Annotated in this window: 16 protein-coding genes and 1 pseudogene; 7 read left to right on the forward strand and 10 right to left on the reverse strand. The window is 78.6% G+C overall.

Annotated elements, in window-relative coordinates:
• Positions 1 to 84 precede the first annotated feature (84 nt).
• Positions 85 to 744, forward strand: a complete 660-nt coding sequence (locus ACOQFB_RS20095; RefSeq protein ID WP_421609654.1) for a DUF2231 domain-containing protein — start codon at positions 85 to 87, stop codon at positions 742 to 744.
• A gap of 8 nt (positions 745 to 752) precedes the next feature.
• On the opposite strand, the gene ACOQFB_RS20100 is transcribed toward ACOQFB_RS20095, so the two are convergent.
• The 5 genes from ACOQFB_RS20100 to prmA form a co-directional block, all read right to left on the reverse strand.
• On the reverse strand, positions 753 to 2,312 hold the full coding sequence (locus ACOQFB_RS20100; RefSeq protein ID WP_421609655.1) for an acyl-CoA carboxylase subunit beta: 1,560 nt from the start codon (positions 2,310 to 2,312) through the stop codon (positions 753 to 755).
• 140 nt (positions 2,313 to 2,452) lie between these two features.
• A complete protein-coding gene (locus tag ACOQFB_RS20105; RefSeq protein ID WP_494492345.1) occupies positions 2,453 to 4,936 on the reverse strand; it encodes a GspE/PulE/PilB domain-containing protein in 2,484 nt (827 codons plus the stop codon).
• Between the two features lie 32 nt (positions 4,937 to 4,968).
• Positions 4,969 to 6,003, reverse strand: coding sequence for an RDD family protein (locus ACOQFB_RS20110; RefSeq protein WP_421610913.1), 1,035 nt, complete (start codon positions 6,001 to 6,003; stop codon positions 4,969 to 4,971).
• Positions 6,004 to 6,111: 108 nt separating this feature from the next.
• On the reverse strand, positions 6,112 to 6,834 hold the full coding sequence (locus tag ACOQFB_RS20115; RefSeq protein ID WP_421610912.1) for a 16S rRNA (uracil(1498)-N(3))-methyltransferase: 723 nt from the start codon (positions 6,832 to 6,834) through the stop codon (positions 6,112 to 6,114).
• Complete coding sequence (gene prmA, locus ACOQFB_RS20120) at positions 6,831 to 7,694, reverse strand: 50S ribosomal protein L11 methyltransferase (protein WP_421610911.1); 864 nt, start codon at positions 7,692 to 7,694, stop codon at positions 6,831 to 6,833. The genes ACOQFB_RS20115 and prmA overlap by 4 nt, the downstream gene beginning before the upstream one ends.
• A gap of 217 nt (positions 7,695 to 7,911) precedes the next feature.
• On the opposite strand from prmA, the gene ACOQFB_RS20125 reads away from it, so the two are divergent.
• Positions 7,912 to 10,485, forward strand: a complete 2,574-nt coding sequence (locus ACOQFB_RS20125; protein ID WP_421610910.1) for a response regulator — start codon at positions 7,912 to 7,914, stop codon at positions 10,483 to 10,485.
• 81 nt (positions 10,486 to 10,566) lie between these two features.
• Here the strand turns inward: ACOQFB_RS20125 and ACOQFB_RS20130 are convergent, their stop codons facing one another.
• Complete coding sequence (locus ACOQFB_RS20130) at positions 10,567 to 12,639, reverse strand: OPT family oligopeptide transporter (RefSeq protein WP_059439517.1); 2,073 nt, start codon at positions 12,637 to 12,639, stop codon at positions 10,567 to 10,569.
• A 200-nt stretch (positions 12,640 to 12,839) separates the two neighbouring features.
• On the opposite strand from ACOQFB_RS20130, the gene ACOQFB_RS20135 reads away from it, so the two are divergent.
• The 4 genes and pseudogenes from ACOQFB_RS20135 to ACOQFB_RS20150 all read left to right on the forward strand — a co-directional run bounded on the left by ACOQFB_RS20135 (position 12,840) and on the right by ACOQFB_RS20150 (position 16,289).
• On the forward strand, positions 12,840 to 13,931 hold the full coding sequence (locus tag ACOQFB_RS20135) for a hypothetical protein (protein ID WP_421610909.1): 1,092 nt from the start codon (positions 12,840 to 12,842) through the stop codon (positions 13,929 to 13,931).
• Positions 13,932 to 13,969: 38 nt separating this feature from the next.
• A complete protein-coding gene (gene hemW, locus ACOQFB_RS20140; RefSeq protein WP_421610908.1) occupies positions 13,970 to 15,109 on the forward strand; it encodes a radical SAM family heme chaperone HemW in 1,140 nt (379 codons plus the stop codon).
• A 33-nt stretch (positions 15,110 to 15,142) separates the two neighbouring features.
• Complete coding sequence (locus ACOQFB_RS20145) at positions 15,143 to 15,670, forward strand: TfoX/Sxy family protein (RefSeq protein ID WP_421610907.1); 528 nt, start codon at positions 15,143 to 15,145, stop codon at positions 15,668 to 15,670.
• A gap of 9 nt (positions 15,671 to 15,679) precedes the next feature.
• Positions 15,680 to 16,289, forward strand: a pseudogene (locus ACOQFB_RS20150) (DUF4230 domain-containing protein).
• A 377-nt stretch (positions 16,290 to 16,666) separates the two neighbouring features.
• Here the strand turns inward: ACOQFB_RS20150 and ACOQFB_RS20155 are convergent.
• Entirely contained in the window at positions 16,667 to 20,386 is a 3,720-nt protein-coding gene (locus ACOQFB_RS20155) for a DUF3857 domain-containing protein (RefSeq protein ID WP_421610905.1), read from the reverse strand.
• Positions 20,383 to 23,244 carry a DUF3857 domain-containing protein gene (locus ACOQFB_RS20160; RefSeq protein WP_494492346.1) on the reverse strand — a complete coding sequence of 954 codons (2,862 nt, stop codon included), beginning with the start codon at positions 23,242 to 23,244 and terminating at the stop codon, positions 20,383 to 20,385. The genes ACOQFB_RS20155 and ACOQFB_RS20160 overlap by 4 nt, the downstream gene beginning before the upstream one ends.
• Before the next feature lie 230 nt (positions 23,245 to 23,474).
• On the opposite strand from ACOQFB_RS20160, the gene ACOQFB_RS20165 reads away from it, so the two are divergent.
• The gene (locus ACOQFB_RS20165) at positions 23,475 to 23,921 is read left to right on the forward strand and encodes a hypothetical protein (RefSeq protein ID WP_494492347.1); all 447 of its coding nucleotides are present in this window, start codon (positions 23,475 to 23,477) and stop codon (positions 23,919 to 23,921) included.
• A gap of 290 nt (positions 23,922 to 24,211) precedes the next feature.
• On the opposite strand, the gene ACOQFB_RS20170 is transcribed toward ACOQFB_RS20165, so the two are convergent.
• Together ACOQFB_RS20170 and gpmI are read right to left on the reverse strand one after the other, a co-directional pair.
• Complete coding sequence (locus tag ACOQFB_RS20170; protein ID WP_059439181.1) at positions 24,212 to 24,898, reverse strand: ComF family protein; 687 nt, start codon at positions 24,896 to 24,898, stop codon at positions 24,212 to 24,214.
• Positions 24,899 to 24,971: 73 nt separating this feature from the next.
• Entirely contained in the window at positions 24,972 to 26,522 is a 1,551-nt protein-coding gene (gene gpmI, locus ACOQFB_RS20175) for a 2,3-bisphosphoglycerate-independent phosphoglycerate mutase (protein WP_494492348.1), read from the reverse strand.
• Between the last annotated feature and the right edge of the window lie 31 nt (positions 26,523 to 26,553).

The following is a 26,553-nucleotide window of genomic DNA, read 5'->3' on the forward strand; positions in this document are numbered from 1 at the left end:
GCCGCGGCGGGGACGAGGGGGAGGGCGCGCGTCGATTGCCCGCGCGCCGCCCCCGCCGCACCGTGCCGTCGGGAGGGTTCCCCGATGCCGATGCGCACGCACGAGCTGCACCCCGCGATCGTCCACGCGCCGCTGGCGCTCCTGCCGGCCGCCGCCATCGCGGACCTCGTGGCGACCGCGCGGCCGCGCGATCGCGGCCTCGACGCGGTGGGGCGGGCGCTGTGGTGGTCCGCGGCGGCGGGCGGCCTCGCCGCCGGGCTCGCCGGGATGGCCGCGTCGCAGGAGATCGAGGTCCCGAGCGAGCACGCGCGCGACGCGATGTTCCTGCACGGCATCGGCAACCTGGGCCTGGTGGTGGCCGCGTTCGGCGTCGCGGCCTGGCGCAGCCGGAACCGGGCCTGCCTCACCACCGCGCTCTCGGGGATGGCCGCGGCCGCGGCCGCGACCTACACGGCCTACCTCGGCGGCGAGCTCGTCTACGGCCACGGCGCCGGCGTGCGCGCCCTGGGCGGCGCCGCCAGCGAGGCGCCGCCGCTGTTCTCGGCCGCCGCGCCGGGCCGGCTCGCGCGCGACGCGGTCCGCGGCCTGCGCTGGCTGCTCTCGCGCGGCGCGCGCGCCGTCACCGGGCGCGAGCGGGTGGACCGGACCGCGCTCGGCCCGCTCGCCGAGGCCGGCACCGGCGCGGAGCCGCCCCCGCCCGGCGCGCGCACCGACGGCGCGGGCCTGGCGATCCCCCCGGCGTAGCGGGCGGGCTACAGCGGGATGTTCCCGTGCTTCTTGGCCGGGAGCTCCTGGCGCTTGGTGCGCAGCATCTCGAGCGCCCGGATCACCCTCGGCCGCGTGTCCTCGGGGCGGATCACCTCGTCCACGTAGCCGAGCTCGGCGGCCTTGTACGGGCTCGCGAACCGGTCGCGGTACTCCTGCACCAGCCGCGCGCGCTCGGCGACCGGGTCCTTCGCCGCCAGCAGCTCCTTGCGGAAGATGACGTTCACCGCGCCCTCCGGCCCCATCACCGCGATCTCGGCGCCGGGCCAGGCCAGGTTCACGTCGGCGCGGATGTGCTTCGAGGCCATCACGTCGTAGGCGCCGCCGTACGCCTTGCGCGTGATGACGGTGATCTTGGGCACGGTGGCCTCGGCGTAGGCGTAGAGCAGCTTCGCGCCGTGCACGATGATCCCGTTCCACTCCTGGTCGGTGCCGGGGAGGAAGCCGGGCACGTCCACGAACGTGAGCAGCGGGACGTTGAACGCGTCGCAGAACCGCACGAAGCGCGCCGCCTTCACCGAGGCGTCGATGTCGAGCACGCCGGCCAGCACCGCGGGCTGGTTCGCCACCACGCCCACCGGCCGGCCGTTCAGGCGGGCGAAGCCGATCACGATGTTCGGCGCGAACTGCTCGGCCACCTCGAAGAAGTGCCGGTCGTCGGCCACCGCGCGGACGACCTCCTTCATGTCGTACGCCTTGCCCGGGTTCTCCGGCGCGATGCTCTTCAGGAGCTCGTCGCGGCGGCCCGGGTCGTCGGCGCAGGGCTGGACCGGCGGGTCGTCCACGTTGTTGAGCGGCAGGAACGAGAGCAGCTCGCGGACCGCGCGCAGCGCGGCCTCCTCGGTGTCGAGCGCGAAGTGCGCCACGCCGGAGCGGGCCGCGTGCGTGCGCGCGCCGCCCAGGTCCTCCTTCGTCACCTCGGCGTGCGTCACCGCCCGGATCACGTCCGGGCCGGTGATGAACATGTACGAGGTGTCCTTCACCATGAAGATGAAGTCGGTGATGGCCGGGCTGTAGACGGCGCCGCCGGCGCACGGCCCCATGATCACCGAGAGCTGCGGGATGACGCCGGAGGCGAGCGTGTTGCGCAGGAAGATCTCGGCGTAGCCCGCCAGCGAGACCACGCCCTCCTGGATGCGCGCGCCGCCGGAGTCGTTCAGGCCGACCACCGGGCAGCCCACCTCCATGGCGCGGTCCATCACCTTGCAGATCTTCTCGGCCACCGCGCCGGAGATCGACCCGCCGAACACGGTGAAGTCCTGCGCGAACACGAAGACCTGCCGGCCCTCCACCAGGCCGTAGCCGGTGACCACGCCGTCGCCCAGCACCTTGTGCTCGGCCATGCCGAAGTCGGCGCAGCGGTGGGTCTTGAAGCGATCCATCTCGACGAAGGTGCCGGGGTCGAGGAACGCGTCGATGCGCTCGCGGGCGGTGAGCTTGCCCTCCCGGTGCTGCCGCGCCACCCGCTCGTCCCCGCCGCCCTTCTCGGCCTCGGCGTCGAGCCGGTCGAGGAGGGCCCTGCGCGGATCGGGATCGGAATGGGGCATGTGCGCACCTCGCGCCGACGCTTCGGCCGGTGTCTCGCCGTGGGGCTCGGAGGATAGGCGCCGCGATCCGCGGGGCGCAAGGATTCGCGCGCCGGCGTCACCCGGGCGGGCGCGGCGAGGTCCGGGGCGGGTCGGCCGGCCTACAGCACCAGGCCGGAGCGCGCCCACCAGCCGGCCCAGAGGCGCGCGGCAGCCTCGCGCTCGGGGGCGGGCGCGTCGACCTCGTACGTCACCGGCGGCGGGGCGGCGCGGGCCAGCTCCTCGGCGGCCGCGGCGCGCACCTCGCGCTCGGCGCTGGTCAGGCCGGACAGCAGCCACTCGGCGCGGCCGCGCCCGCGGTTCTGCTTCCACCAGGCCAGCCAGCGCCGCGGGTCGGTCCCGAGCCGCTGCAGGGTGATCTCGGCGAGCGCCGCGGCGGCGGCCTCGGCCGGCTCGCGCTCCGAGCTCTCCAGCACCTGCACCAGGAGCGGCACCGACTCGGCGTCGCGCAGCGCGCCGAGCGCCCGGGCGGCGAACGTGGTCCGCGCGGCCACCCCGGAGAGCAGCGCGCGGCGGAGCTTCTCCGGGACCGCGCGCATCTCGGGGTGGCGGCGGTGCGCCGCGAGCGCGGCGATGGCGGCGCCGGCGACGCGCGGGTCCGGGTCGAGCACCCGCTCGGCGAGCGCCGGGAAGGTGGACGGGTCGCCGGCCGCGCCCAGCACGGTCGCCGCGATGCGCCGCCGGACCGGGTCGCGGTCGCGGAGCACGTCCACCATGGCCGGCACCGCCGCCGGGCCGAGCGCCGCGAGCGCGGCGGCGAGCGGGCCGAGCGCGGTGGGCGAGGCGCCGTCCTCGTCGGACTCGATCGGCCCCGGCAGGCGCGCCCACACCACCGGGAGCGCCGCCTCCGGGAACGCGGCCAGGCGGGCCAGCCCGGCGATCCGGTCGAGCGAGCCGGGGTCGGTCTCGAGCAGCGCGGTGACCTCCGCCTCCGGGTCGAAGCGGACCGCGCCGGAGGGCGGCGCCGCCGCCCCGAGCTCCTCCTCGAAGAGGTCGATGTCCACCTCGAGGTCGGCGAGCGCCGCGGCGGGCTCGTGCGCCTGCCAGGGCTCGGCGGACGGCGCGGGGAGCGGCGCCGGCGGCGCCGGCGCGGCGGCGCGGACCGGGGACGGGGCCGGCGGCGGCGCGGGCGCGACCGCCGGCGGCGGCTCGGCCGGCGCAGCGGGCGGGACCTCGGCGGCGGCGCCGCGGGCGCGCTTGCGGGCCTGGATGACGCGCTCGAGCGCCGGGGCGAGGCCGGCCAGGAACAGCACCAGGTCGGCGAGGCGGCGCGGCGAGACCGCCGCCGGGCCGTTGTCGGCGTAGAGCAGGCAGGCGGTGCGCTGGCGCAGCACCACCGGGTGGACCAGCACGGTGCGCGGCGTCCCGCGCCCCAGGCCGTCGAGGATGGCGCGGTTCCCGGCGGGCTCCGGCGAGATGGGCCCGAGGTGCGGCGCGTGCGTCTCGACGGCGGTGTGGAACACGCCCGGATCGCTCGTGTAGATGGCGACCGAGCGGCACAGCGCGCGCGCGTCCTCGCCCTCCTCCTCGCCGAGCGCGTCGTGGCCCGCCACCGCGTCGCGCGACACCGCGAAGACGGCGGCGAACGCGAAGAACTCGCGCGCGTAGCGCAGCACGACGCGCAGCACCTCGTCGCGCTCCGAGGCGGCGGCGAGCGCGGCCTGCGCCTCCGCCCGCGTCCAGCGGCCCGGCGCGCCGGGCGCGCGCGCCGGCGCGGGCGCCTCGCCCATGCGCCGCGGCGCGGGGCGCGGCTCGGCGGCCCCGTCGCGCGGAGCCCTGGGAGCATCCGCCCGCGCCGAGCCCGCCGAGGGGCGAGCGGCCGGGGCGGGATCCGCGCCCTCGCCGGCATCCGCCGGCCCGGGCGACGGGCTCGCGGGCGCCGCGTCCAGGAAGGAGAAGTCCGCCGACTCGAGCACCTGCGCCACCGCGGCCGCGAGCGGCTCGAGCGGGCCGGCGTCGTCGAAGCCGGCGGCCGCCGGGGCCGGGGGCTCCGGCGCGGGCGGCGCGGGATCCGATTCCGCCGGCGGCGCCGCGTCCGGCTCCGGCGCGGCCGGCGCGGCGCCGGCCGGCTCCGCGGCCTCCGCCGCCGCCGCCTCCGCGCCCGGCGTCGCGGCCGCGGCGCCGCCCGCCGCGAGGGCGGCGAGGCGCGGCGGGAGCGCGCCGCCGTACAGGCGGTGGATGAGCGCGCGCACCCGCCACTCCGGCCCGACGTGCGGGGTGAGGTGGAGCGAGAGCATGAAGCTGATCTCGTCGAGGAGCGCCAGGTCCACCGGGTGGGTGGCGACGAGCGAGAGCTCGCGGCCGTCGAGCGCGAACGGCGCGAGGCCGTGCCGCTCGGCCACGCGCGAGGGGAACACCCGCCGCGCGCGCGCGTCGGACGCGTCCCAGGCCCAGTCCGGCGCGGCCGGGAGGCCGCTGGCGCGCTCCAGCGCGCGGAGGACCACGTCCTCGCCGGCGAGGCCCAGCTCGAGGAGCGCGGTGTCGAGCGCGCCGCCGGCCTCGGCCTGGCGCGCGGCCGCGCGCTCCGCCGCGGCGGCGGGGATCGCGCCCTCCTCCACCAAGAGCTGCGCCAGGTCCCTCCGCACGGGACGGTTCTATGGGGTTCGCGGTGTGGGGGTCAAGGCGCCTCGACCACCCAGGTGCCCGCCGCGAGGTCGTGCAGCGACCGTCCGCTGCGCGTGAACAGCGCCGCGAGCAGCCCCAGCCCGAGCAGCAGCACCGACGCGGCGGACAGCGCCGCCCGCGCCGCGCTCCGCGCCAGCGTGGGGCGCCGGCCGTCCGGACCGACCACCCGCAGCCCGAGCGCGAGCTTGCCCAGGGTGGCGCCCGCGAGCGCGTGGCCCAGCGTCTGGTACACGAGGCCGAGGATGGCCGCGCCGGCCGCGAGCGGGAGCGCGATGGCGCCGCCGTCGCGGAGCGCCAGGTCGAGCGCGTGCGCCGGGCCGCCCGCCTCGCCGGGCGCGAGCGGCACCGCGCCGGCGATGGCCTGGAGCGCCCAGATCGCGAGCGCCGCGAACGGCAGGACGTCGATGGCCCACGAGGCGGCGCGCCGCCAGGTGGCCGGGCGCCGCAGGTGGATCTCGACCGCGTCCACGTCCACGTCGATGGCGGCGTCCAGCGCGGCCTCCGGCGCGAGGCCGGGCGCGGCGTCGAGCGCTTGGCCGGGCGCCGCGGGCGCGCCGAGGGCCTCCGGGCCGGCCTCGAGCGCCGCGGCGAAGGCGGCCGGCGGCGGGGGCGCGGCGCGGGCCGGCGCGGGCCGGAGGTCGGGCAGCGGGCCGAACTCGAAGTCGTCGTCGGGGGCGTCCGCGGCGGGCGCGGCCGCCCGCAGGGGCGGTGCGTCCGGCTGCCGCACGCCGAGCGGGGGCCCCAGATCCCACCCGGAGCGATCGACCTCGCGCGCCCGGCCCGGCCGCGCCGGGACCGGGGGAGCGCCGAACACGAAGGTGTCGGCGGCCGAGGCGGGCGGGGGCGGCGGCGTCCCGCGGAGCGGCGGCGGCGTGCCGGGCGGCCTCGCGTCGCCGCGGCGGTCGATGCTGAGCGAGGCGTCGAGCGGCCGCGGCGGCGGCTCGGGCGCGAGCGCGAGCGGCGCGCCGCAGCCGGCGCAGAACACCGTCCCCGGGACGGCCTCGCGGTGGCACCTCGGGCATCGCACGGCCCGAGGCTACGGTCGGCGCCGGTGGGGGTCAAGGAAAGGGGTCGCGCAGCGCGGCACCGCGCGGCCGCGGGAGATCCGCCCGGGGCGAGGCCGTCGACGGAAGGATCAGCGGAGGTCGCCGAAGCGCGCCTGCAGCAGCGCGACCGCGACGATGGCGGCGGTCTCGGCGCGCAGCACGCGCGGCCCGAGCGAGGTGGCCCGCGCCCCGGCGCGCGCGCACGCCGCGCGCTCGGCGTCGGTGAGCCCGCCCTCCGGGCCGACCACCGCCGCGTAGCCGCCCGCCGGCGACGGCGCGGCCTCGGAGAGCGGCGCGCCGCCCGGGTGGAACACGAACGCGCCGAAGCCCGCCGGCACCTCCGCGAGCGCGGCCTCGAGCGGCGCCGGCGCCCGCACCTCCGGCACGTCGGCGCGCCCGCACTGCCGCGCCGCCTCCCCGGCGATGCGCCGCCAGCGCGCCGCCCGCGCCTCGCCCTTCTCCGGCTCGAGCCGCACCACCGAGCGCTCCGCCGCGAACGGCGCGATCCGCGCCGCGCCGAGCTCGGTCGCCTTCTGCACCACGAGGTCGACCTTCTCGCCCTTGGCGAGCGCCACGAGCAGCCACACCGGCGCGCCCGCCCCGGGCGCCGCGCGGCGCGCGCCGAGCGCGAGCGCCTCGAAGCCGTCGAGGACGGTGGCCTCCCAGGCGCCGCCCCGGCCGTCGAACAGCTCCACCGCCGCGCCGGGCGCGAGCCGCAGCACGTCGCGCAGGTAGTGGCGCGCCTCGTCGGTGAGCGCGGCCCTGCCCTCGCCGATCCGCTCCGGCGGGAGGTGGACGCGGCGCAGGCTCACGCGCGCGGCTTCTCCAGCGCGAGCAGGCTCCACTCCCCCTCGCGCCGGTCGCCGCCCGCGAGCGGGCGCAGCCCCTGCGCCAGGTAGGCCGCGCGCACCTCGTCCTCCTGCGGCGTCAGGATCCCGGAGAGCAGCACCGCGCCGCCGGGCGCGAGCCGCGCGGCGATCTCCGGCGCCAGCTCGACGAGCGTGTTCGCGAGGATGTTCGCGACCACGAGGTCGAAGGCGCCGCCGATGGCCGGGAGCGCGGCCTCGGTGAGCGCCACCTCCGGCACGCCGTTCCGCGCCGCGTTCTCGCGCGCCACCGCGACCGCCACCGGGTCGTTGTCGTTGCCGGTGACCCGGCCCGCGCCGAGCTTCCGCGCCGCGATGGCGAGCAGCCCGGACCCGGTGCCCACGTCGAGCACCGACGCGCCCGGGCGCGCCGCGAGCAGGTCCGAGAGGCCCGCCAGGCAGAGCGAGGTGGTCGGGTGCGTGCCGGTCCCGAACGCCATGCCCGGATCCAGCACGACCTCGGCGAGGCCCGGCGGCACCGGCGCGTCCACCCACGACGGCCGCACGAACGCCCGGCCGATCACCATCGGCCCGAGCCCCTTCTTCCAGGTCTCGCCCCAGTCCTCGTCCGGCACCTCCGCCACCTCGCCGCCGCCCGCGGCGTCCGCGGCGGCCTCGGCCGTGGCGCGGTCCGCGAACCAGGCGACGAGCAGCGCGCGGCCCGGCGCCGGCTGCGGCTGGCCGGGCATGGGCGTCCCCTCGCCGTCGCGCACCTCCACGCCGGACGCGCCCAGCTCCCAGAGCTCGGCGGAGAGGTCCTCGGCGCGCGCGCGCGGGACGTCGAGGGTGAGCGAGTGCGTGGACAAGGCGGCCTCCGTTGGGCCGATTCCTACCCTTCCGCCGCGCCGCGCGCCAGCGCCGGCCGCCGCCGCGGTCGCGCGGTCCGGCCGCCGCCGGGGCCACGGCGCCGCGGGGCGCCGGAGCCGTGCGCCTCGCGCACATCCGCCCCTGCTCCGCGCGGGCGATATCGAGGCGGGTGGGCATTTCTCACGCTCCGCGGATCGGCGGTAGCATGCGGCAGCCATGGCCCTGAACGTCCTGCTGGTCGAGCCGGATCCCGGCCTCGCCGAAGAGATCCGTCGCGCGCTCGGGCCGGCCGGCTTCTCGGTGACCGCGGTGGGGGGCGGCGAGCCGGCGCTGGCGCGCTGCCGGGAGCTCGCGCCCGACCTCATCCTGCTCGCGGCCGAGCTGCCCGACATGAGCGGCTTCTCGGTGTGCAACCGGCTGAAGCGCGCCGCCGCCTCGGTGCCGCTGCTGCTCTACACCGGCGAGGCCACCGACGCCGCCATCGCCGCGCACCGGGCCACCCGCACCCGCGCCGACGACTACCTCAAGAAGCCCTTCGAGCTGGCCGAGCTGCTCGGCCGCGCGGCCGCGCTGCTCCACGGCGACGCGCCCGCCCCGCCGCCGCCGCCCGCCCCGCCAGCCGCCGCGCCGCCGTCGCGCGCCCCGCGGGCGGGCGAGGGCGAGGCGCCGCCCGTGCTGCAGCGGGTGGAGTCCGGCGTGGTCGCCGCGCGCGGGCTCGCCGGCGCGCTCGCCGCCGCCGCCACCCCGCCGCCGGTGGCGGGCGCGCGCCCCGCGCCCGCGGCCGCGCCCCGGCCGCCTCCCCCGCCCCCGCCGCGCGGCGCCCCGCTCGGCAAGGTGAAGGTGGCCGGCGCCGCGCCGCGCCCGGACCCCGCCGACGTGCTCGCCGACTGGCCGCGCGACCCGGCGCCGCCGAAGGGCACGCCCGAGGAGAAGCTGGAGTACTTCCGCGACCGGCTCCGCGCGCGCGACGCGTTCCTGGCCCGCGTGCGCGACGCCATCGCCGCGCTGAAGGCCGAGGTGGCCGAGCTGGCCGGCGAGCGCGACCTGCTCGCCCACGATCTCGCCGACGAGCGCGACCGCGCCGCCGGGCTGGAGCACCGGCTGGCCGAGGGCGCCCAGGACGCCGCCGCGCAGGCCGCGCGCCTCGAGGACCTCCGGCGCCAGCTGGAGGAGAGCGAGTCCACCCGCCGCTCGCTCTCCGAGGTGCTGAACGAGACGATGCAGCAGCAGGAGTCGGCCGAGCAGGAGGCCGCGGCGCGGATCGCCGGCGCCGAGGAGGCGCGCGCGCGGCTCGAGGCCGAGCTGGCGGAGGCGGTGGAGGCGCACGCGCGGGCCATGGCCGCGGTGGAGGCCGACCGCGCCGACGAGCGCGCGGCGCTGGAGGCGGCGCGCGCGCAGGCCGAGGCCGACGCCGCGCGCGGGCTGGAGCAGGTCGAGACCGAGCGCGTCCGCGAGCGCGACGAGGCGGCCGAGCGGCTCGGGATGGCCGAGGCGCGCGCCGCCGCCGCGGCGGCCGAGCGCGACGCGGTGGAGGCCGAGCTGGCCGCGGCGCGCGGCGAGCTGGGCGAGCGCGACCGGGCGCTCGCCGAGGGCGAGGCGCGGGCGGCCGAGGCGCGCCGCGCCGCCGAGGCGGAGGCCGAGGCGCTGCGGGCCGCGGCGGACGAGGCCGAGGGGCGCGCCCAGGCCGCGGCCGGCGAGCACGCCGAGGCGCGCGAGCGGATCGCCGCGCTCGAGGCCGAGCTGGCCGAGGCGGCCGGCGCGCGCGAGGCGCTGGAGGAGGCGCTCCGGCAGGCGCACGCCGAGGCCCGCGCCTACGACCAGAAGGCCGTCGCCGCCGAGCACGCGTTCCAGGCCAAGGCCGCCGAGCTGGCCGCCGCCGCCCAGCGCATCGCCGACCTCGGCGCCGCGCTGGACGAGGGGCGCGCCTCGGTGGAGGGCACGCGCGGCGAGCTGGCGCGGGTGGAGAGCGGGCGGGCCGAGGCCGAGCGGAAGGGCGCGCAGGCCGCCGCCGAGCGCGACCAGCTGGCGCGCGAGGTGGAGACCGCGCGCCGGGAGGGCGAGGCCGAGCGCGAGCGCGCCCGGCGGCTCGAGGCCGAGGTGAAGCGGCTCGCCCAGCTCGAGCCCGTGGCCGAGGAGGCCGCCCGGCTGCGCAAGGAGGTCGGGTCGCTCCGCGAGATGGTGCAGCAGCGCACCCAGGCCGCCGAGGCCGCCTCGCGGTCGGCGCAGGCCGCCGCCGCCGAGCGCGCCCGCGCCGAGGAGCGCTCCGCGGTGGAGGCCGGCAAGCTGCAGGGCTCCGCCGCGCGGCTCGAGTCGGAGCTGGGCGCCGTCCGCCGCAAGCTCGCCGAGCTGGAGGCCGAGCGCACCGCGCGGGCCGCCGAGCTGGAGAAGGCGCGGACCGAGCTGCAGGCCGCGCAGGCCGAGGCCGAGCGGCGCCGCCAGGGGGCGGCCGCGGAGGCCGGCGAGGCCGAGCGCCGCCACGCCGCCGAGGCCGCGCGCCTGAAGGCCGCCATGGTGGAGCTGGAGAAGCACCTCGAGGCGCGCGCCCGCGCCGAGCTCGGCATGAAGAAGCGGATCCAGGAGCTGGAGAAGGCCGCCGCCGCCCCGCGCCCGCCGCCCGTGCCGGCCGCCGATCCCGCCGAGGTCGCGAAGCTGAAGGCCGCGGTGGCGCGGGTCGAGGAGGAGCTCGGCGACCTCCGCGGCGAGAACGACTTCCTGAACGGCGAGGTCGCGCGCTACCAGCAGAAGAACCGCGACCTGCAGGCCCAGCTCGACTCGCTGCGCGAGGTGTGAGCGGCGGCGCGCCGCCGGACCTGCCCGGGCGACCCGCTCATGGTTCGACGGGGCTCACCATGAGCGGGATCGCGGAGGACGCTAGGCCTCGAGCCCGGGCTGCGGCTTCCGCGCCGCGCGGTAGAGCACGCCGGCCAGCGCCGCGAAGAAGGCGACGCCCAGCACCGCGTAGCCGGTGGACCCGATGGCGTGGACGATCGACTCCTGCAGGTCGAGCGTCTTCATGGTGCCCTCCGCGAACACCTGCAGGAAGGCCACGATGACGCCGAACAGCGCGCCGCCCGCCACCAGGCCGGTCGCGAACAGGCTGCCGCTGCCCAGCTCGCCCTCCTCGCCCGCGCCGCCCTTGCGGCGGGAGACGAAGTCCGCCACGCCCTTCAGCGCGCCGCCCACGAAGATGGGGAGCGTGGTGGAGAGGGGCAGGTAGAGCCCCACCGCGAAGGAGAGCGACTTCACGCCGCACAGCTCCATGGTGATGGCGACGAACGCGCCCACCAGCACGAAGTGCCAGTCGAGGTTGAGCGAGAGCAGGCCCTTGATGAGCGTCGCCATGAGCGTCGCCTGCGGGGCCGGGAAGTAGGAGGAGCCGATGGCGTGGTCGGTGATGCCCTCGGAGATCATCCGCGCCGTCGGCGTGTCGAGCACCTTCACCGTCACGCCGATGACCGTGGCCGAGGCGATCGCGCCCACGAACAGCGCCAGCTGCTGCGCGCGCGGGGTGGCGCCCACCAGGTAGCCGGTCTTCAGGTCCTGCGAGGTCGCGCCGCCGTTCGCGGCCGCGATGCAGACCATGCCGCCCACCACCAGCGCCATCGGCTCGTAGGCCGCGCCCGTCCAGCCCACCGAGACGAACACCATCGCGGTCGCCATGAGCGTGGCGATGGTCATGCCCGAGATCGGGTTGGAGGAGGAGCCGATGATGCCCACGATGCGCGAGGACACCGTCACGAAGATGAAGCCGAACGCGATGATGAGCACCGCGGTGAGCAGCTTGTTGAGGATCGTGTCGCCCGGCACCTGCGGCAGCGCCACCAGCAGCACCACCAGGCCGATCGAGCCGAGGATCACCGTCACGAAGGACAGGTCGCGCTCGGTGCGCGACACCGAGGCGGCCGCGGTCTTGTCGCCCAGCGAGCGGATCGAGTCCCGCAGCGAGCTGACGATGGTCGGGAAGGTCTTGAGCAGCGTGATGAAGCCCGCCGCCGCCACCGCGCCCGCGCCGATCTGGCGGATGTAGGCGAGGTACACCGCGCGCGGCAGGTTCGCGAACGTGCCCGCCGCCGCGTCGAAGCCGAAGCCCTCCGGGCTCGCGCCCACCTTCACGAGCTGCCGCGCGATGACCTCGCCCGGCACCAGCACCGACAGCAGCGGGATGAGCCCCAGCCAGGCGAGGACGCCGCCCGCCACCAGCACGCCCGCGATGCGCGGCCCGATGATGTAGCCGACGCCCAGGTACTCCGGCGTGATCTCGCCGTTCACGGTGGCGTTCGGCAGCCACTTGTTGGTCTGCTTCGTCACCCACGCCGGCGTCTCGGCGATGACGTGGAAGACCTTCTGCAGGAGCGCGTAGCCGAGCGCGAAGCCCACGCCCTGGAACGCGGTCTTGGCGAAGTCGCCGCCCTTGTCGCCGGCGATGAGCACCGAGGCGCAGGCCGTGCCCTCCGGGTAGACGAGCTGCCCGTGCTCCTTCACGATGAGCGACCGCCGCAGCGGGATCATCATGAGGACGCCCAGGATGCCGCCCACCATCGAGAGCGTGAACAGCGTCACGTAGCTGAAGTAGCCCGCGCCGACCGACGAGCCGCCCGTGCCTGCGGAGAGGAACAGGAAGCCCGGGAGCGTGAACACCACGCCCGCCGCGATCGACTCGCCCGCCGACCCGGTGGTCTGGATGATGTTGTTCTCGAGGATGGAGGTCTTGAAGACCTTCCGCCCCAGCGAGATGGCGATGACGGCGATGGGGATCGAGGCGGAGACGGTGAGGCCCGCCTTGAGCGCCAGGTAGACCGTGGCGGCGCCGAACAGGATGCCGAACAGCGCGCCCAGCAGCACCGCCTTGGGCGTGAACTCGGGGAGCGTGCGATCCGCGCCGATGTACGGCCTGAACTCCTTCTGCTCGACCTCGGGCTTCACGACCGTGCTCGGCTCTGCCATGCGTCTCCTCGCCGCTGGGGTTCCGCGTTGCGCGGGGAGAAAACCACGTCCGCCCGCCGATGTCGACAACCGGGAACCCCCCGCGCGGGCCTTTCGCGGCCGGCCCCTTGCACACGGAAAGTGCAGCGGCGCAGCGCTTTCGCGCGGCGCGCACCCGCGCCCGCGTCGCGCGTCCCTGGGACGCGTGCTAGAGGAGGACCATGCCCGCCCGCCCCTCGCGCGCGCCGCTCGCCTGCGCGGCCGCCGCCCTCCTCGCCCTGTCGGCCGCCCGCCCCGCCGCCGCCGCCCAGCAGGCGACGCCGCCCGCCGGCGCGCCCGGCGAGCCGCCCTGCGCACCGGTGAAGCCGTGCGAGATCCCCGACGAGCCCGCGGCCGGGCCCGCCGAGCCGGCCGCCGAGCTCGGCGCCGAGGTGCGGCGGCTGTTCGACCTGGTCGCGTGCCGGGGCGCCGCCCCCGCCGGCCTCGACGCGCAGGTCGTCGGCGCGTTCTGCGCCGAGCAGCGGAAGGCGCTCGAGGCGTTCCGCACCGGCCCGCGCGCGAAGGCGTTCGAGGCGCTCGCGCCGCTCCGCCCCGCCGGCCTGCCCAGCAGCGCCGTGGTGCCCGGCGGCGCCGACCTCCTCACCGCGCTCGCCGCCTACCCCGACCTGAAGAACGTCACCACGTTCTCGGCGGCGCCGGCCGGGGATCCGCGCGTCCTCGCCGGCATGGCGCCCGACCGGCTGCGGCAGGGGCTCGCGGCGGTGCGCGCCGGCGCGCAGGCGCTGCTGCGGGGCGAGGGCGTCCCGGCCCGCGGCGCCGCCCGCGCCGGCGAGTTCCCCGTCCAGCTCGCGCTGTTCCTGACCGCGCTCGCCGCCGAGGGCTACGAGCCCACCGGCCTGCGCTACTTCCAGGTCCAGCCCGACGGCACCCTCCGCCACCTCACCCGCGCCGACCTCGGCGCGCGCGCGCCGCTCGCCAGCTCCGAGCTCACCTTCGTGCGCCGGGGCGACGACCCGCGCACCCGGACGCGCACCCACCGGCACGTGGCCGCCGAGCTCTCCGACGCGGCCGTGGCGCGCGGCCCCGGCGTCCTCGCCCACCTCGCCGGCAAGGGCGAGCTGTCGGTCGCGCTCGGCGCCGTGGGCGCGTCGCCCTGGCGCGACGACCACGCGCGGCTCCGGAAGCTGCTCCTCGAGCGCGCCGCAATGATCGTCTCGGCCGGTCCGCGCCTGCCGGCCGCGCTCGCCCGCCAGGCCGGCCTCTCCGCGGAGGAGCGCGGGCCGTTCCAGGTGGCCCGGCGCGCCGGGCGCTGACACGGCGCGACGCGCCGCGCCGCGCTATCCTCCCCGGGATGGCGCGCCCGTTCGGCGTGTACGTGCACTATCCGTACTGCACGCACCGCTGCCCATACTGCGACTTCGCGGTCACCACCGAGCGCCCGCCCGGCGCCGGCCGGTACGCGCGCGCGGTGCGGGCGGAGCTCTCGCTGCGCGCGCCCGCGTTCGAGGGCCTCTCGCTCCGCAGCGTCTACCTCGGCGGCGGGACGCCGTCGCTCTGGGACGCGGAGGAGATCCGCGACGTCCTCGCCGCCATCCGCGACCGGTTCGGCCTGGAGGCCGGCGCCGAGGTGACGCTGGAGGTGAACCCGGAGTCGTCCGACCCGGCGCGGCTCGGCGCCTGGCGGGCCGCCGGCGTGAACCGGATCTCGGTCGGCGTGCAGTCGTTCGACGCCGGCGTGCTCGCGAAGCTGGGGCGCCGCCACGGGCCGGAGCGGGCCGAGCAGGCGATCCGCGAGGCCGCCGCCGCGATCGGCAACGTCAGCGTGGACCTCATCTACGGCGCGCGGCGCTCCAGCGTGGAGAACGCGCGGCGCGACGCCGAGCGGGCGGTGGAGGCGGGCGCGGTGCACGTGTCCGCGTACGCGCTCACGCTCGACCCCGACGTCATGGCCGAGGAGGTGCCGCTCGCGCGCCTGCGGCGCGAGGGCCGGCTGCCGCTCCCCTCCGACGAGGACACGCTGGCGCAGGCGGCGGCGCTCCGCGCGGCGCTCCGGCGGCTCGGGCTGCGCCGCTACGAGATCTCCAACTTCGCCCGGCCCGGCCGCGAGTCGGTCCACAACGGCCTCTACTGGCGGCACGAGAGCTACCTGGGCCTCGGCGCCGGCGCGTACGGCTGCCGGCGCGGGGAGGCGGGCTCGGTGCGCTACGGCAACCTGCGCGACGCGGGCGCCTGGCTCGGGGCGGTGGAGGCGGGGCGGCTGCCCACGGCCGAGGAGGACCGGATCGACGCGCGCGCCGACCGGAACGAGCGGCTCATGCTGGCGCTGCGGACCCGCGAGGGCGCGCCGCTCGCCGCGCTCGGCCCGGCGCAGGCCCGCGAGGCCGCCGATCTGGTGCGGCACCGGCTGGCGGTGCGGCGGGATGGCGCGCTGGTGCTCACCCGCCGCGGCCTCGATCTGCACAGCGCGATCTCGGAGCGGCTCTTCGAGTGAGGTACGCTCGGCGGCACCGGGAGGCGCGCCGACATGGCCATCTCACCTTCGTTCGTGGATCACGCCGTGGACCTGCTCTCCGCGCTCGGTCCCGTCCAGGCGCGCCGGATGTTCGGGGGCGTGGGCCTGTACTGCGACGGCCTGATGTTCGGGCTGCTCGACGGCGACGAGCTGTTCCTCAAGACGGACGGCGAGACGCGCCCGTGGTTCCTGGAGGCGGGCTGCCGGATGTGGATCTACCCCGGCATGTACGAGACCAGCTACTACCGCCCGCCAGACGAGGCGCACGAGGACGCCGAGGCGATGCTGCCGTGGGCGCGGCTCGCGCTCGACGCGGCGGTCCGCGCGCAGGCCGCCCGGGGCGCGAAGGCGCGCGCGCCGCGCCGGGCGGGCGCGAAGGCGCGGCCGGCCCGCGCCGCGAAGCGGGCGACGGCGGGGAAGGAAGCGAAGGGGAAGGCGAAGGCGGCGAAGGCCGCGAAGCCCCGCCGCCCCGGGCCGCGCCCCGGAAGGCGCGGCGGCGCGCGCGCCCGCGGCGCACCGCCGGCCCGGCGGCCGCGGTAGCATCGCGGGATGCGCCGCCTCCTCGCACTCCTCGTCCTGGGCCTCGCGGTGGGCGCCGGCCTCGGCCTGGCGCTCCGCCTCGGCCGCGCCCCCGCCCTGCCCGACCCGCCCGCCGTGGCCACCCGGATCCGCGAGGTGGCGCGGCTCGAGGCGCTCGCCGTCACGCTCTACAAGAAGGTCGCGTTCTCGCCCGCCGGTCGAGGCGGGCTCGCTGTGGGGCGACGTGGCCGGCTGGCTGCGCCACGTGTTCCGCACGCCCCACGGCAAGGCCATCGTGTTCGCGGACGCGCACCTCGGGCTCGACCTCGCCCGGCTCGACGCCTCGCGCGTGCGGGTGACCGGGCGCACCGCCGAGATCGCGCTGCCGCCGCTCGAGGTCCGCATCGCGCTGCGGCCCGGGGAGACCGAGGTGATCGGCTCGAACCTCGACTCCGCCGAGACCGCGCGCCTCCTGGAGCTGGCCCGGGCCGCGTTCGAGCGCGAGGTGCAGGCGGACGCGGCGCTCCGCGCGCGGGCGCGGTCCTCGGCCGAGCGGGCCATCCGCGGGCTGCTGCTCGGCCTCGGGTTCGCCGAGGTCCGCTTCGTGGACGCGCTGCCGGCGGCGGCCCCGACCAGCTGAGCGGGCGCGCGGCGGGATCGCGGGCCGGGTCGAGGAAGCTGCCCGGAGGGCGCCCGCCCGGGGAAAGCGGGCGCCCTCCGGTCGTGCTCAGGTCCGGGTCACGCTCCGCGCCGCGGTTCGCTGCACGTCGGGGGGGCGACGGCGCGGGTGGCGGGCACGGATCGCGGGCTCGCGAGGTGGACGGCCCCGGCGGCGAGCGGGGGGAGCTGCCGCCGGGCGTTCCTCGGGAGACGGACCCGATGAGGCACGCCCGCTGGCATTGCAGCGCGCGTGCCGCGCGCGCGGGGCCGCCGCGTCCCGGATCCGCGCGAGATCACGCAGCCCGCGCCGTCGCCGCCCCAGGGTGGACCCCGACCCCGGGTATGCTCCGGCGCGGGTCAGCGGGAGAGGAGCAGCGGCCGCTCCTGCGCCTGGTCCACCGCGGCCGCGAACGCGGCCAGCTCGGCGTACTGCTCCGGCGCGATGCGCCCGCGGCGCAGCTCGAGGCGCTCGTCGCGGACCAGCGCGCCGCCGTCCACGCGCTCCGTCCGCGCGAAGCTGCCCGACGGCGACGACGCGGTGCGGGGCGCGTCGGCGGTGACGGTGAGGCCGCGCGGCGGCACCACCTCGACCCGCTGCACCTGCCGCTCGGGCGTCGCCAGCAGGAGCGGCGTCTGGCGGGCGGCGACGCGCACCAGGCGCGCGCCGAGCCGCGCCGGGAAGAGCGGCTGGTCCAGGACCAGCCCGCCCTCCACCGCCCGGGCCAGCTCCGGCACCCGCGCCTTCCAGCGGATCTCGAGCGGCGCCGCGGGATCGTCCTCGCCCGCGAACGCGACCTCGGTGACGGTCACGCCGCGCAGCACCCGCCCCAGCATCCCCTCCACCGCCTGGCGGCGCTGCGAGGCGTCGAGCCGCTCGAGCGCGGCCTTCAGCTCCGCGCCGCCGTACCCGAGGTAGCGATCCGTGCCGCTCGCCTCGGCGGAGCCGTCCGCCGCGAGCACCAGGCGCGCGGTGGTCTCCCGGCCCTCCTCCACCAGCGGGGTCTCCGGCGTCCGGTCCACCTCCGGCGCCTCGCCCGGCTCGGGCAGGACGAGCGCCTCGCACCCGGCCAGCACCGCCGGGAACGCGCCGAACGGCGCGTGGCGGGCGGTCGGATCGAGCCAGAACGTCGCGCCGCCCGCGCGCACGCGCAGCAGCGGCGCGGCGTACAGGCCGAGCGCCGGGAACCGGTAGGGCGCCGGGTCGGCGCTGTACGGCCGCACCAGCGCCACGCGCGACTCGATGCCGAGCTCGGCGAGCACCGCCTTCAGCACCGCCAGCCGGCTGCCCCGGCCGCGCGACAGCGCCACGCTCGCGTCCTCGCCCATGCCGCCGCCCGACCCGAGCACCGCCTGCGCCACGCGGGCGTAGGCGGCGCGCGCCAGCTGGGCCGGCCCGCCGCCGCCCGCCGCGATGTCGCGCGCGAACGCGCGGAGCTCGGCGGTGGCGCGGGTGCGCTCCGGCAGCGCGTCGGCGACGGCGCGCTGCAGCGCCGCGCGCCCGCCCCCGGTCCCGACGACCACGAACGGCAGGTACTCGGCGCCGCCGGGCGCGTCCGGCTCGGGGACGATCGCCGGCACGTCGCGCCGCTCGGCCCGGAGCACCTCGCGCCCGCCGTCCCGCGCCGGCGCCGGCGCCGGCATGCCGTGCGCGTCGGCCTCGAGGCCGAGGCCCGCCGGCGCGCGCACCACGTAGAGCGACCGGAACAGCCGGCTGCCGGGCACCTGGAAGTAGAACGGATCGGCGGCGTAGCCGTCGAGGCCGGGCGGCGACTGCACCGCGCGGACGTAGTCGAGCTCCACGTAGTCGCCGGGCGCGAGCCCGGCGAGCGAGACCGAGTTCTTGGCGCTCCCGGCCCGCTCCGGCTCGAGCGTGGTGCCGTCGGGCTTGACGGTGCGCAGCGCGAGCACGTCCGCGCCGGAGGGCACGGTGACCTCGCCGAACTGCTCCACGCCCTGCTGGTCGAGCACGTGGACGATCTGCTGCGTGCGCTCGGTGGCGGCGCCGCCCGGGTGGACGTCCACGTAGGCGGCGTCGAGCACCATCACGGTGGACGCGCCGTTGCGCCGGCCGGCGGCCTCGTAGGCGCGGATGGCCGCGCGCGGGTCCGCCGCCACGTCGGCGAGCACCTCGGTCCCGTCCTCCAGGGCGAGCGCGCGCCGGAGCTGCAGGTCGGCCGGGTCGAGCGCCAGCGCCCGCTCGCGCGCGGCGCGGGCGCCGGGCGCGTCCCCGGACAGCTCGCGCGCGTCGGCGAGCCGCCGCTGGACGCGCGCGTCGCGCGGCCAGATCGCCGCGATGGCCTCCAGCGCCGCGGTCGCGCGGCGGGTCTCGCCGGCGGCGACGAGCGCGTCGGCGCGGGTCAGCCCCGGCTCGACCGCCCAGGGCCGGGCGCGCACCACCGGGTCGAGGGCGGCGCGCTCCGCCACCGGGTCGCCGCGGCGGCGCAGGTGCCCGGCCAGGCGCTCGCGGCCGCCGCGGCAGCGCGAGAGCACCGCCATGGCCTCGTCCTCGCGGGCGGCGGCGCCGCGCCGGACCGCCAGCTCGTAGGCGAGGTCGGCCGCGTCGCAGCTCCCCGCCGAGCGGAGCGCCTCCGCGGCCAGCCCCTCGGCCCGCTCCAGCAGCCCGCGGGCCTGCGCCGCGCGCGCCCGGGCGGCGATCCCGGCGGGCCGGGCGGCCGGCTCCGGGGCCAGGCCGGCCAGCACCGCCTCGGCGTCGTCGTGGCGCTCGGCGCTGCGCAGGAGCGCCGCGAGCTCCACGCGCGCCTCGGCGTCGCCCGGGTCGAGCCGGAGCGCCTCCCGCAGGTCGGCCTCGGCCCGCGCCCGCGCCACCTGCTCGTCGAGGCTGGGGTCGTCCGCGGTCGCGTCCGCCCGGGCGGCGCGGAGCGCCGCCGCCTCGGGGCGCAGGGCCAGCGCCTCCGCGAGGAGCACCTTCGCCGCCTCGCGGTCGTTCACCATGGCGTCCCGCGCGGCCAGCAGGCGCGCCGTGGCCGCGCCGACGTCCGGCTCGAGCGCGAGCGCCAGCGCCCGCGGGGTCAGCGCCGGCTCGGCCCGGGGCCGCGCCGCCGGCGGCGCGGGCGGCGGTCCCGGCGGCGGCGCCGCGAAGCGGGCGTCGGAGGCGGCGCCGTCGGCGCGCGCGAACGCGAGGTGGATCCCGGTGCTCGGCGCGCCGCGCGTCACCTCCAGCACCACGCGGTGCCGGCCGCGCGCGAGCTCCACCGGCAGGTGCACCAGCCCCGGCAGCCAGGCCGCGAACGCGCGCCGCTCGTGCACCAGCGCGCCGTCCACGACGAGGCGGGCCGAGAGCTGCGTCCCGAGCGTCACGAGGTAGCGGCCGCCGCGGGCCAGGTCCACGTCGGCGGCGAGCGCGAACACGTCGCCGGCCGCCGGCTCGCCGTCGAGCGCGACCGTGCCGTCGGGCGCGGGGAGCGCGCGGGTCGGCACCGCGGGCCCGCCGGCGCGCCCCGGCACCGAGGCCGGCAGCTCGCCGCGATCGGGCGGGATGGGCGCGCCGAAGTCGAGCGCGTGGTGCGCGGCGAACGGCCCGGCGATGGACCAGGCCGAGACCGCGCCGTTCTCGCGGCGGGCCTGGGCGGCGGCCTCGTGATCGCCGAGCACCTCCGCCGCGGTCACCCGCGCCACCCGCGCCCGGTAGGCGGCGAGCCCGCGCAGGCGGCCCCCCGCCCCGAGGCGCAGGACGCCCGCGTCCACCTGGGCCGCGAGCGCCGGGCCCCGCTCGGCCAGCTCGGCGAGCCTGCGCAGCGCGACGAGCGCGATGGGCTCGTCCGGCCCCGCCTCCACGGTCGCGAGCAGCCGCTGCGCCTCCGCCTCGCCGTCGAGCGCGCGCCGCGCGAGCAGCGACGCGCCGAAGCGCGCCCACGGGTCGCGGACCCGCGAGGCCGGCCCGAGCCGCGCCTCCGCGCGGGCGACGTCGTTCTGCTCCAGCGCGGCCAGCCCTTCGCGCGTGGCGCGCCCGGGCTCGGCCTGCTCGGCGCGCGGGCCGGCGCAGGCGAGCGCGAGCGCCGCCAGGCCGGCGGCGACCCCGGGGACCCTCGGCGACGCCCGGCGCGCGGCGCGGCTCATCGGGTGGCCTCCCCGGCAGGCTCGATGCGCACCTTGCGCGCGAAGGCCCGGTCGATGCGCCCGGTCAGCTCGCGGAACGCGGGGTAGTCGCGGGCCGGGATGCGCCCCTTCTCCAGCCGCACGCGCGCCTCCGCGACCAGCGCCGCGCCGTCGCGGCGGTAGCGGACCTCGAAGCTGGCGTAGGGGCTCCGGGCGGCGTCGCCGTCGGGCAGCTCGGCGATCCGCCAGCCGGCCGGCAGCGTGTGCCGGTAGGTGAACACCGTCTCGCTGGGGCTGCCCAGGTCGAGGTCGTGCCGGCGCGAGGAGAGCGCGGCCCAGCTCTCGCCCCAGCCGCGCGTGGCCCCGAACGGCGAGAAGCGCAGGCCGGCGCCGTCGGGCCGGGCGAAGCGGGGGACCTCCAGCGTGAACTGCATGGTGACGTCGTCCTCGAGGCGGGTGAGGTCGGAGGCCGTCACCGAGGCGACGCGCACGCCGGGGAAGCTGCGGTTGAAGGACTGCTCGAGCTGCGCGCGCCGCTGCTCCTCCACCAGGTAGGCGCGGCGGTAGGTGGGCGCATCGGCGCCGCTGACGCGCCAGGCGCCGCGGACCGAGGCCGAGCCGTCGGCGGCGAGCGCCACGTCGAAGCGCGTCTCGCCGCGGTTCTGCTCGGGGAGCGCCTCCGGCACCGTCGTGAAGCGCGGCTTGCCGTCCGGGTTCACCACCAGCACCGTGGCGCCGCGGTCCTCGCCGGGCAGGTCGCCCGAGCCGGAGTAGGCGGCCGTGCCGTCCAGCCACAGGTCGAGCGCCGGCACGTACACGATGGCGTGGTTGAACACCGCGAGGGAGGCGGGCGCCTCGGGGAGCCGGCCCAGCCGGCGCATGCGCAGGAGCACCAGGCGCGCGTCGATCCCGATCGACTCCAGCATGGCGCGCAGCAGGCTCGCCTTGTCCTTGCAGTCGCCGAAGCGGCGCTGCAGCACCTGGTCCACCCGGTACGGCTTGTAGCCGTGGATCCCGAACTCCAGCCCCACGTAGCGGGTCTGCGAGACCACGAAGTCGTAGACGGCGCGGGTGAGCGCGCGCTGCGTCTCGAGGTCCCAGCCGCCGGGCGGCGGCAGCGTGCTCGCCGCGGCCTGCGCCCGCGCCACGCGCGTGCCGTCGGCGCGCCGGGCCCGGAGCACCTCGGCCGCGATCCGCTCCGCCTCGGCCCGCACCTCGGCGGTGGGGCGCACCGCGTCCTTCACCAGCCCCCAGTAGAAGCGGGCCACCTGGTCCCAGCTCGCGTAGGTGGAGACGTGGACGTGGCGCGACACCTCGCTCCAGCCCGGCATGCCGGGCTCGGGCACGACGCGGGGCAGGTCGCGCGCGGACCAGCGGTGCTCCACCACGTCGCCGGGCAGCGTGCGCTGCGCGTGCGCGATCCCGGCGGGCGCGCTGGCGTGGATGGCGCGCGCCGCCGGGACGAGCAGCACGTACTCGAAGCGCGCCTTGCGGGTGGTGTCGTCCACGAAGGTGAGGTCGCCGAAGTAGTCGGAGAGCAGGTTCTCCCCGGCCACGTCCTCGAGGCGCCAGGCCACCTCCAGCACGTCGCCGGGCGCGAGCGCCGGGAACGAGAGCGTGCGGGCGGTGGTGTCGTAGTAGAGCCGGTACCAGGGCTCACTCGCGCTCCGCTCGGACTCGTCGTGCGCCTCGATCACCGTCCCGTCCGGCTTCAGGATGCGCGCGCGCTCCACGCGCACCTCCTGCCGGTCCGGCGCCCAGGACACGGTCTGCCGGCGCGCCTGGTCGGCGCCGCGGGGCGTCAGCACCTTCACCACGGACTGCGTGTACGTGGAGGAGAGGCCCGAGGGCAGCACCCGGGTGACCTTCAGCTCGCCCAGCACCAGCGCGTCCTCGTCCGGCTCGGCCGCGGGGGCGGCCGCGGCCAGCTCGCGCGCGTCGAGCAGGTAGGGGCGCTCGAACGGCTCGCGCGCCGGCTCGAGGCTGCGCACCAGGAGCTTCAGCTCCGGGCTCTGCGGCCGCAGCTCCAGCGCGCGCTGCAGGTCGGCCTGCGCGTCCTTCACCCGGCCCTGCGAGAGGCGCGCGCGGCCGCGCCGCTCCCACGCGTCCGGCTCGTCCGGCGCGAGCGCGAGCGCCGCGGCGTAGGCGCGGTCGGCCTCCTCGCCGCGCCCGTTCGCCGCGAGCAGGTCGGCGAGCCGCAGCCGCTGGTACACGTCGGAGGGATCGAGCCGCAGCGCCTCCTCGAGCAGCGCCTGCGCGCCGGCCACGTCGCCGCGGTCGGCCAGGATCTGCGCCAGCGCGGCGCGCGTCTGCGCGTCGTCGAACCGGAGCGCCACCAGCGTGCGGCTGCGCGCGGCCGCCTCCTCGGTGCGCCCCAGGCGCCGCGCGGACCGGGCCGCGGCCCGCACGGCGGAGGGCACGGTCGCGAACGCGGCCGCGGTCGCCTGCGCGAGCAGCGCGCCGCGCGCCTCCAGCCCGGCGCGGGAGAGCGCGTCGGCGAGCTCCACCCGCGGCGCCGCCCACCCCGGCGCGGCCCGCACCGCCCGCTCCAGCAGCCGCGCCGCCGCCTGCGGCCGGCCCTGGTCCAGCTCCTCCTGCCCGAGCGCCCGCAGCGCCCGCGGGTCCTCCGGCGCCGCCGCGAGCGCCGCCTCGATCCGCTGCCGGCGCCGCCCGTGGTCCTCGTCCAGCGCCGCCGCCTCGAGCTGCGCGTCCACCCAGCCCGGCGCGAGCAGCGCCGCGCGGCGCGCCTCCGCAGCCGCGCGCCGCTCCTGGACGTCGCCGCCCTGCCGCGCCGCCAGCGCCCGCGCCAGCTCGAGCCGGGCCTCGGCCTCGGCGCGCGGGCCGCGCGCGGCCTTCACGCGCTGCTCGAGCGCGCCCACCGCGGGCGCGATCGGCGCCGCCGGCCCGGGGGCGGGGACCTCCTGGAGCGCGGCGCCCCGCGGATCCGCCGCGGCGAGCTCCAGCCCCTCGCCGCGCGCGTCGGCGAGCCGGAGGGAAGCCCATGCGGCCGTCCTGGTGGCAGAGCTTCACCAGGATCCGGTTCGCGCCGCGCCGGAGCGTCACGACCGCCCCGCGCTGGTCGAGCCGGGCCGGGTGGTAGTCCGGGTCGGTGAGCACGGCCGCGCCGTTCACCCACACCCGCGCCGCGCCGCTCGCCCCGAGCCAGAGCCGGGCCTCGATCTCGCGGGGCGCCTCGACCTCGGCGAGCGCGTACGCCACCACCTCGCGCGCCGGGCGCAGCGCCGCGCCCAGGTGGACGAAGCCGTCCACCACCGCGTCCTCCGGCAGCGCGCGCCAGGCCACCTCGCGCACCTTGCCCGGGTGCTGGGCGGCGAGATCCACCGCCTTCTCGGGCGGGAACGCCTCGGCGAGGCCGCGCTTCCCCTCGTCGTCGAACGGCCCGATCACCCGCCAGCGCCCGACGAAGCCCAGGCGCCGCAGGCTGGCCGCCTCCTTCTGCAGGTTGCCGCGGGCCCGCTCCACCTCGGCGAGCCGGAACCGCGCCAGCGCGCGGACCTCCGGGTGCGCCTCGCGATCATCGGCGGCCCGCGCGTAGGCGGCGGCGACGTGGGCGAGCTCGGGCAGGTCGTCGGCGAGCGCGTCCAGCTCGGCGAGCGCGGCGAGGCCGCGGGGGCCGCGCCGCTCGCGGTCGAGCGCCGCCACCGCCGCGGCGGCCCGCTCCGCGTCCGGGTCGAGGCCGGTGGGCGGCGGGAGCGGCGACAGCGCGCGGGCGGGCCCCGTCGAGGCGAGGCAGAGCGCGAGCAGGGCGGCGGGGCGTGCGAGCATGCGGGGAGCGAGTGTAACCCCGGTTCCGCCGCCGGTCCGCAGCTTCCGGGGCCGCTCCGCTCACTCCGCCCGGGCCAGCGCCACCACCGTCACCGAGCGGGCGCCCGCCGCGCGGAGCGCGCGCGCCGCCGCGTCGGCGGTCGCGCCGGTGGTGACGACGTCGTCCACCAGCACCAGGTCGCGGCCGGCCACCGCCGGACCGGCCAGGAACGCGCCCTCCACGTTGCGGGCGCGCTCGGCCCGGCCCAGGCCGACCTGCGGCGCCGTCTCGCGGGCGCGGCGGAGCGCCCCGCGCAGCCGGCGGCCCCGCGCGCCCGCGGCGCGGGCCAGCGCGTCGGCGAGCAGCGCCGCCTGGTCGTAGCCGCGCTCGATGCGGCGCGCCCGGCCGAGCGGCACCGACACCACGGCCGCGCCGGGCGGGAGCGCGACCCGCGCCGCCAGCCAGGCGCCGAGCGGCCGGGCGAGGTCGGGGCGGCCGCCGTACTTCAGCGCGTGGACCGCGTCGGCGAGCGGGCCGCCGAACAGCCCGCCGGCCCGGACCGCGTCGAACGCGGGCGGCGCGGCCAGGCAGGCGCCGCAGGCCGGCCCAGACCCCGGCGCGCCGCAGCGGGCGCAGCCCGGCGGGACCGGCTCGAGCGCCCCGGCGCACACGCCGCAGAACGGCTCCTCGGCCACCGGCTCGCCGCAGGCGGCGCAGCGGGGCGGGTAGACGAGGTCGAGCAGGGCGCGGACGGCGGCGCGGAGCATCTCGGGTTCTCTCCGGGTGAAGGCGGCGGGCGCGCGGGGGCGCCGCCCGGACCGGCCGGACGGCGCGCCGGCGCTAGCGGATCACGAGGCCGAGGCCCTTCATCTCCTTCGGCTGCGGGAGCCCCATCACCTGCAGCGCGGTGGGCGCCACGTCGGCGAGCACGCCCTTCTCGCGGAGCCTCGCGCCGCGGAAGTCGGGGTCGGCCAGGATGAACGGCACCGGGTTGAGCGTGTGCGCGGTGTGCGGCTGGCCGGTCACCGGGTCGGTCATCATCTCGCAGTTGCCGTGGTCGGCGGTGACGAGCATGGCCATGCCCTGCTTGCGGGCCGCCTGCCAGAGCCGGCCCACGCACTCGTCCACCACCCGCACCGCCTTCACCGCCGCGTCGAGCAGGCCGGTGTGGCCGACCATGTCCGGGTTGGCGTAGTTGACGAGCGCGAAGCCGTACTGCCCGGTGCCGAGCGCCTGGACCAGCTTGTCGGTGACCTCGCGCGCGCTCATCTCCGGCTTCTCGTCGTACGTCTTCACGTCGCGCGGGCTCGGCACGAGGATCCGGTCCTCGTTCTGGTAGACGGTCTCGCGCCCGCCGTTGAAGAAGAACGTCACGTGCGCGTACTTCTCGGTCTCGGCGGTGCGCAGCTGCCGCAGCCCGGCGCGCGCCACGATCTCCGGGAAGATCTCGGTGAGATCCTGGGGCGCGTACGCGACCGGGAGCGTGAACGTCTCGTCGTACTGGGTCATGCACACGTACGCCGAGAGCCGCGGCACGGCCTTGCGCTCGAAGTCGTGGAAGCCGTCCTGCGTGAACGCGCGGGTGATCTCGCGGGCGCGGTCGGCGCGGAAGTTGAAGAACAGGATCGCGTCGCCGTCGCGGATCGGGCCGACCGGCTTCCCGTCGCCGTTCACGACCACGGTGGGCTTCACGAACTCGTCGGTCTCGCCCCGCGCGTAGGCGGCCTCCATCGCGGCGGTGCCGGACGCGGCCTTGAAGCCCTCGCCCGAGACCATGGCCGCGTAGGCCTGCGCCACCCGGTCCCAGCGCTTGTCGCGGTCCATGGCCCAGTAGCGGCCGGTGACGGTCGCGACCTTGCCGTAGCCGGTGGCGGCGATCCGTCGCTCCGCCGCGGCGAGGTAGTCGAGGCCGGACCTGGGCGGCGTGTCGCGGCCGTCCATGAACGCGTGGACGTACGCGCGCGCCACGCCCTCCCGGCGGGCCAGCTCGAGGCAGGCGTGGAGGTGCTCGACGTGGCTGTGGACGCCGCCGTCGGAGACCAGGCCGAGCAGGTGCAGCGCGCCGCCGGCCTCGCGCGCGCGGCGGCAGGCGAGCAGCAGCGCGTCGTTCTTGTAGAAGCTCCCGTCCTCGACGGCGCGGTTGATGCGGACCAGGTCCTGGTAGACGATCCGGCCGGCGCCGAGGTTGGTGTGGCCCACCTCGGAGTTGCCCATCTGCCCCTCGGGCAGGCCGACCGACAGGCCGCTCGTCTCCAGGGCGGCGTGCGGGAACTCGCGCTGGAGCGCGTCCATGTTCGGGGTTCCGGCGATGGCGATCGCGTTCGCCTCGCGCGTGGCGCGGATCCCCCAGCCGTCGAGAACGACGAGGAGGACGGGCTTCGTCTTCGGCACGGGCATCTCTCCGGCTGGTTGGGACCGGAGA

The sequence above is a fragment of the Anaeromyxobacter sp. Red801 genome (assembly GCF_049201065.2).
Lineage (GTDB): Bacteria > Myxococcota > Myxococcia > Myxococcales > Anaeromyxobacteraceae > Anaeromyxobacter.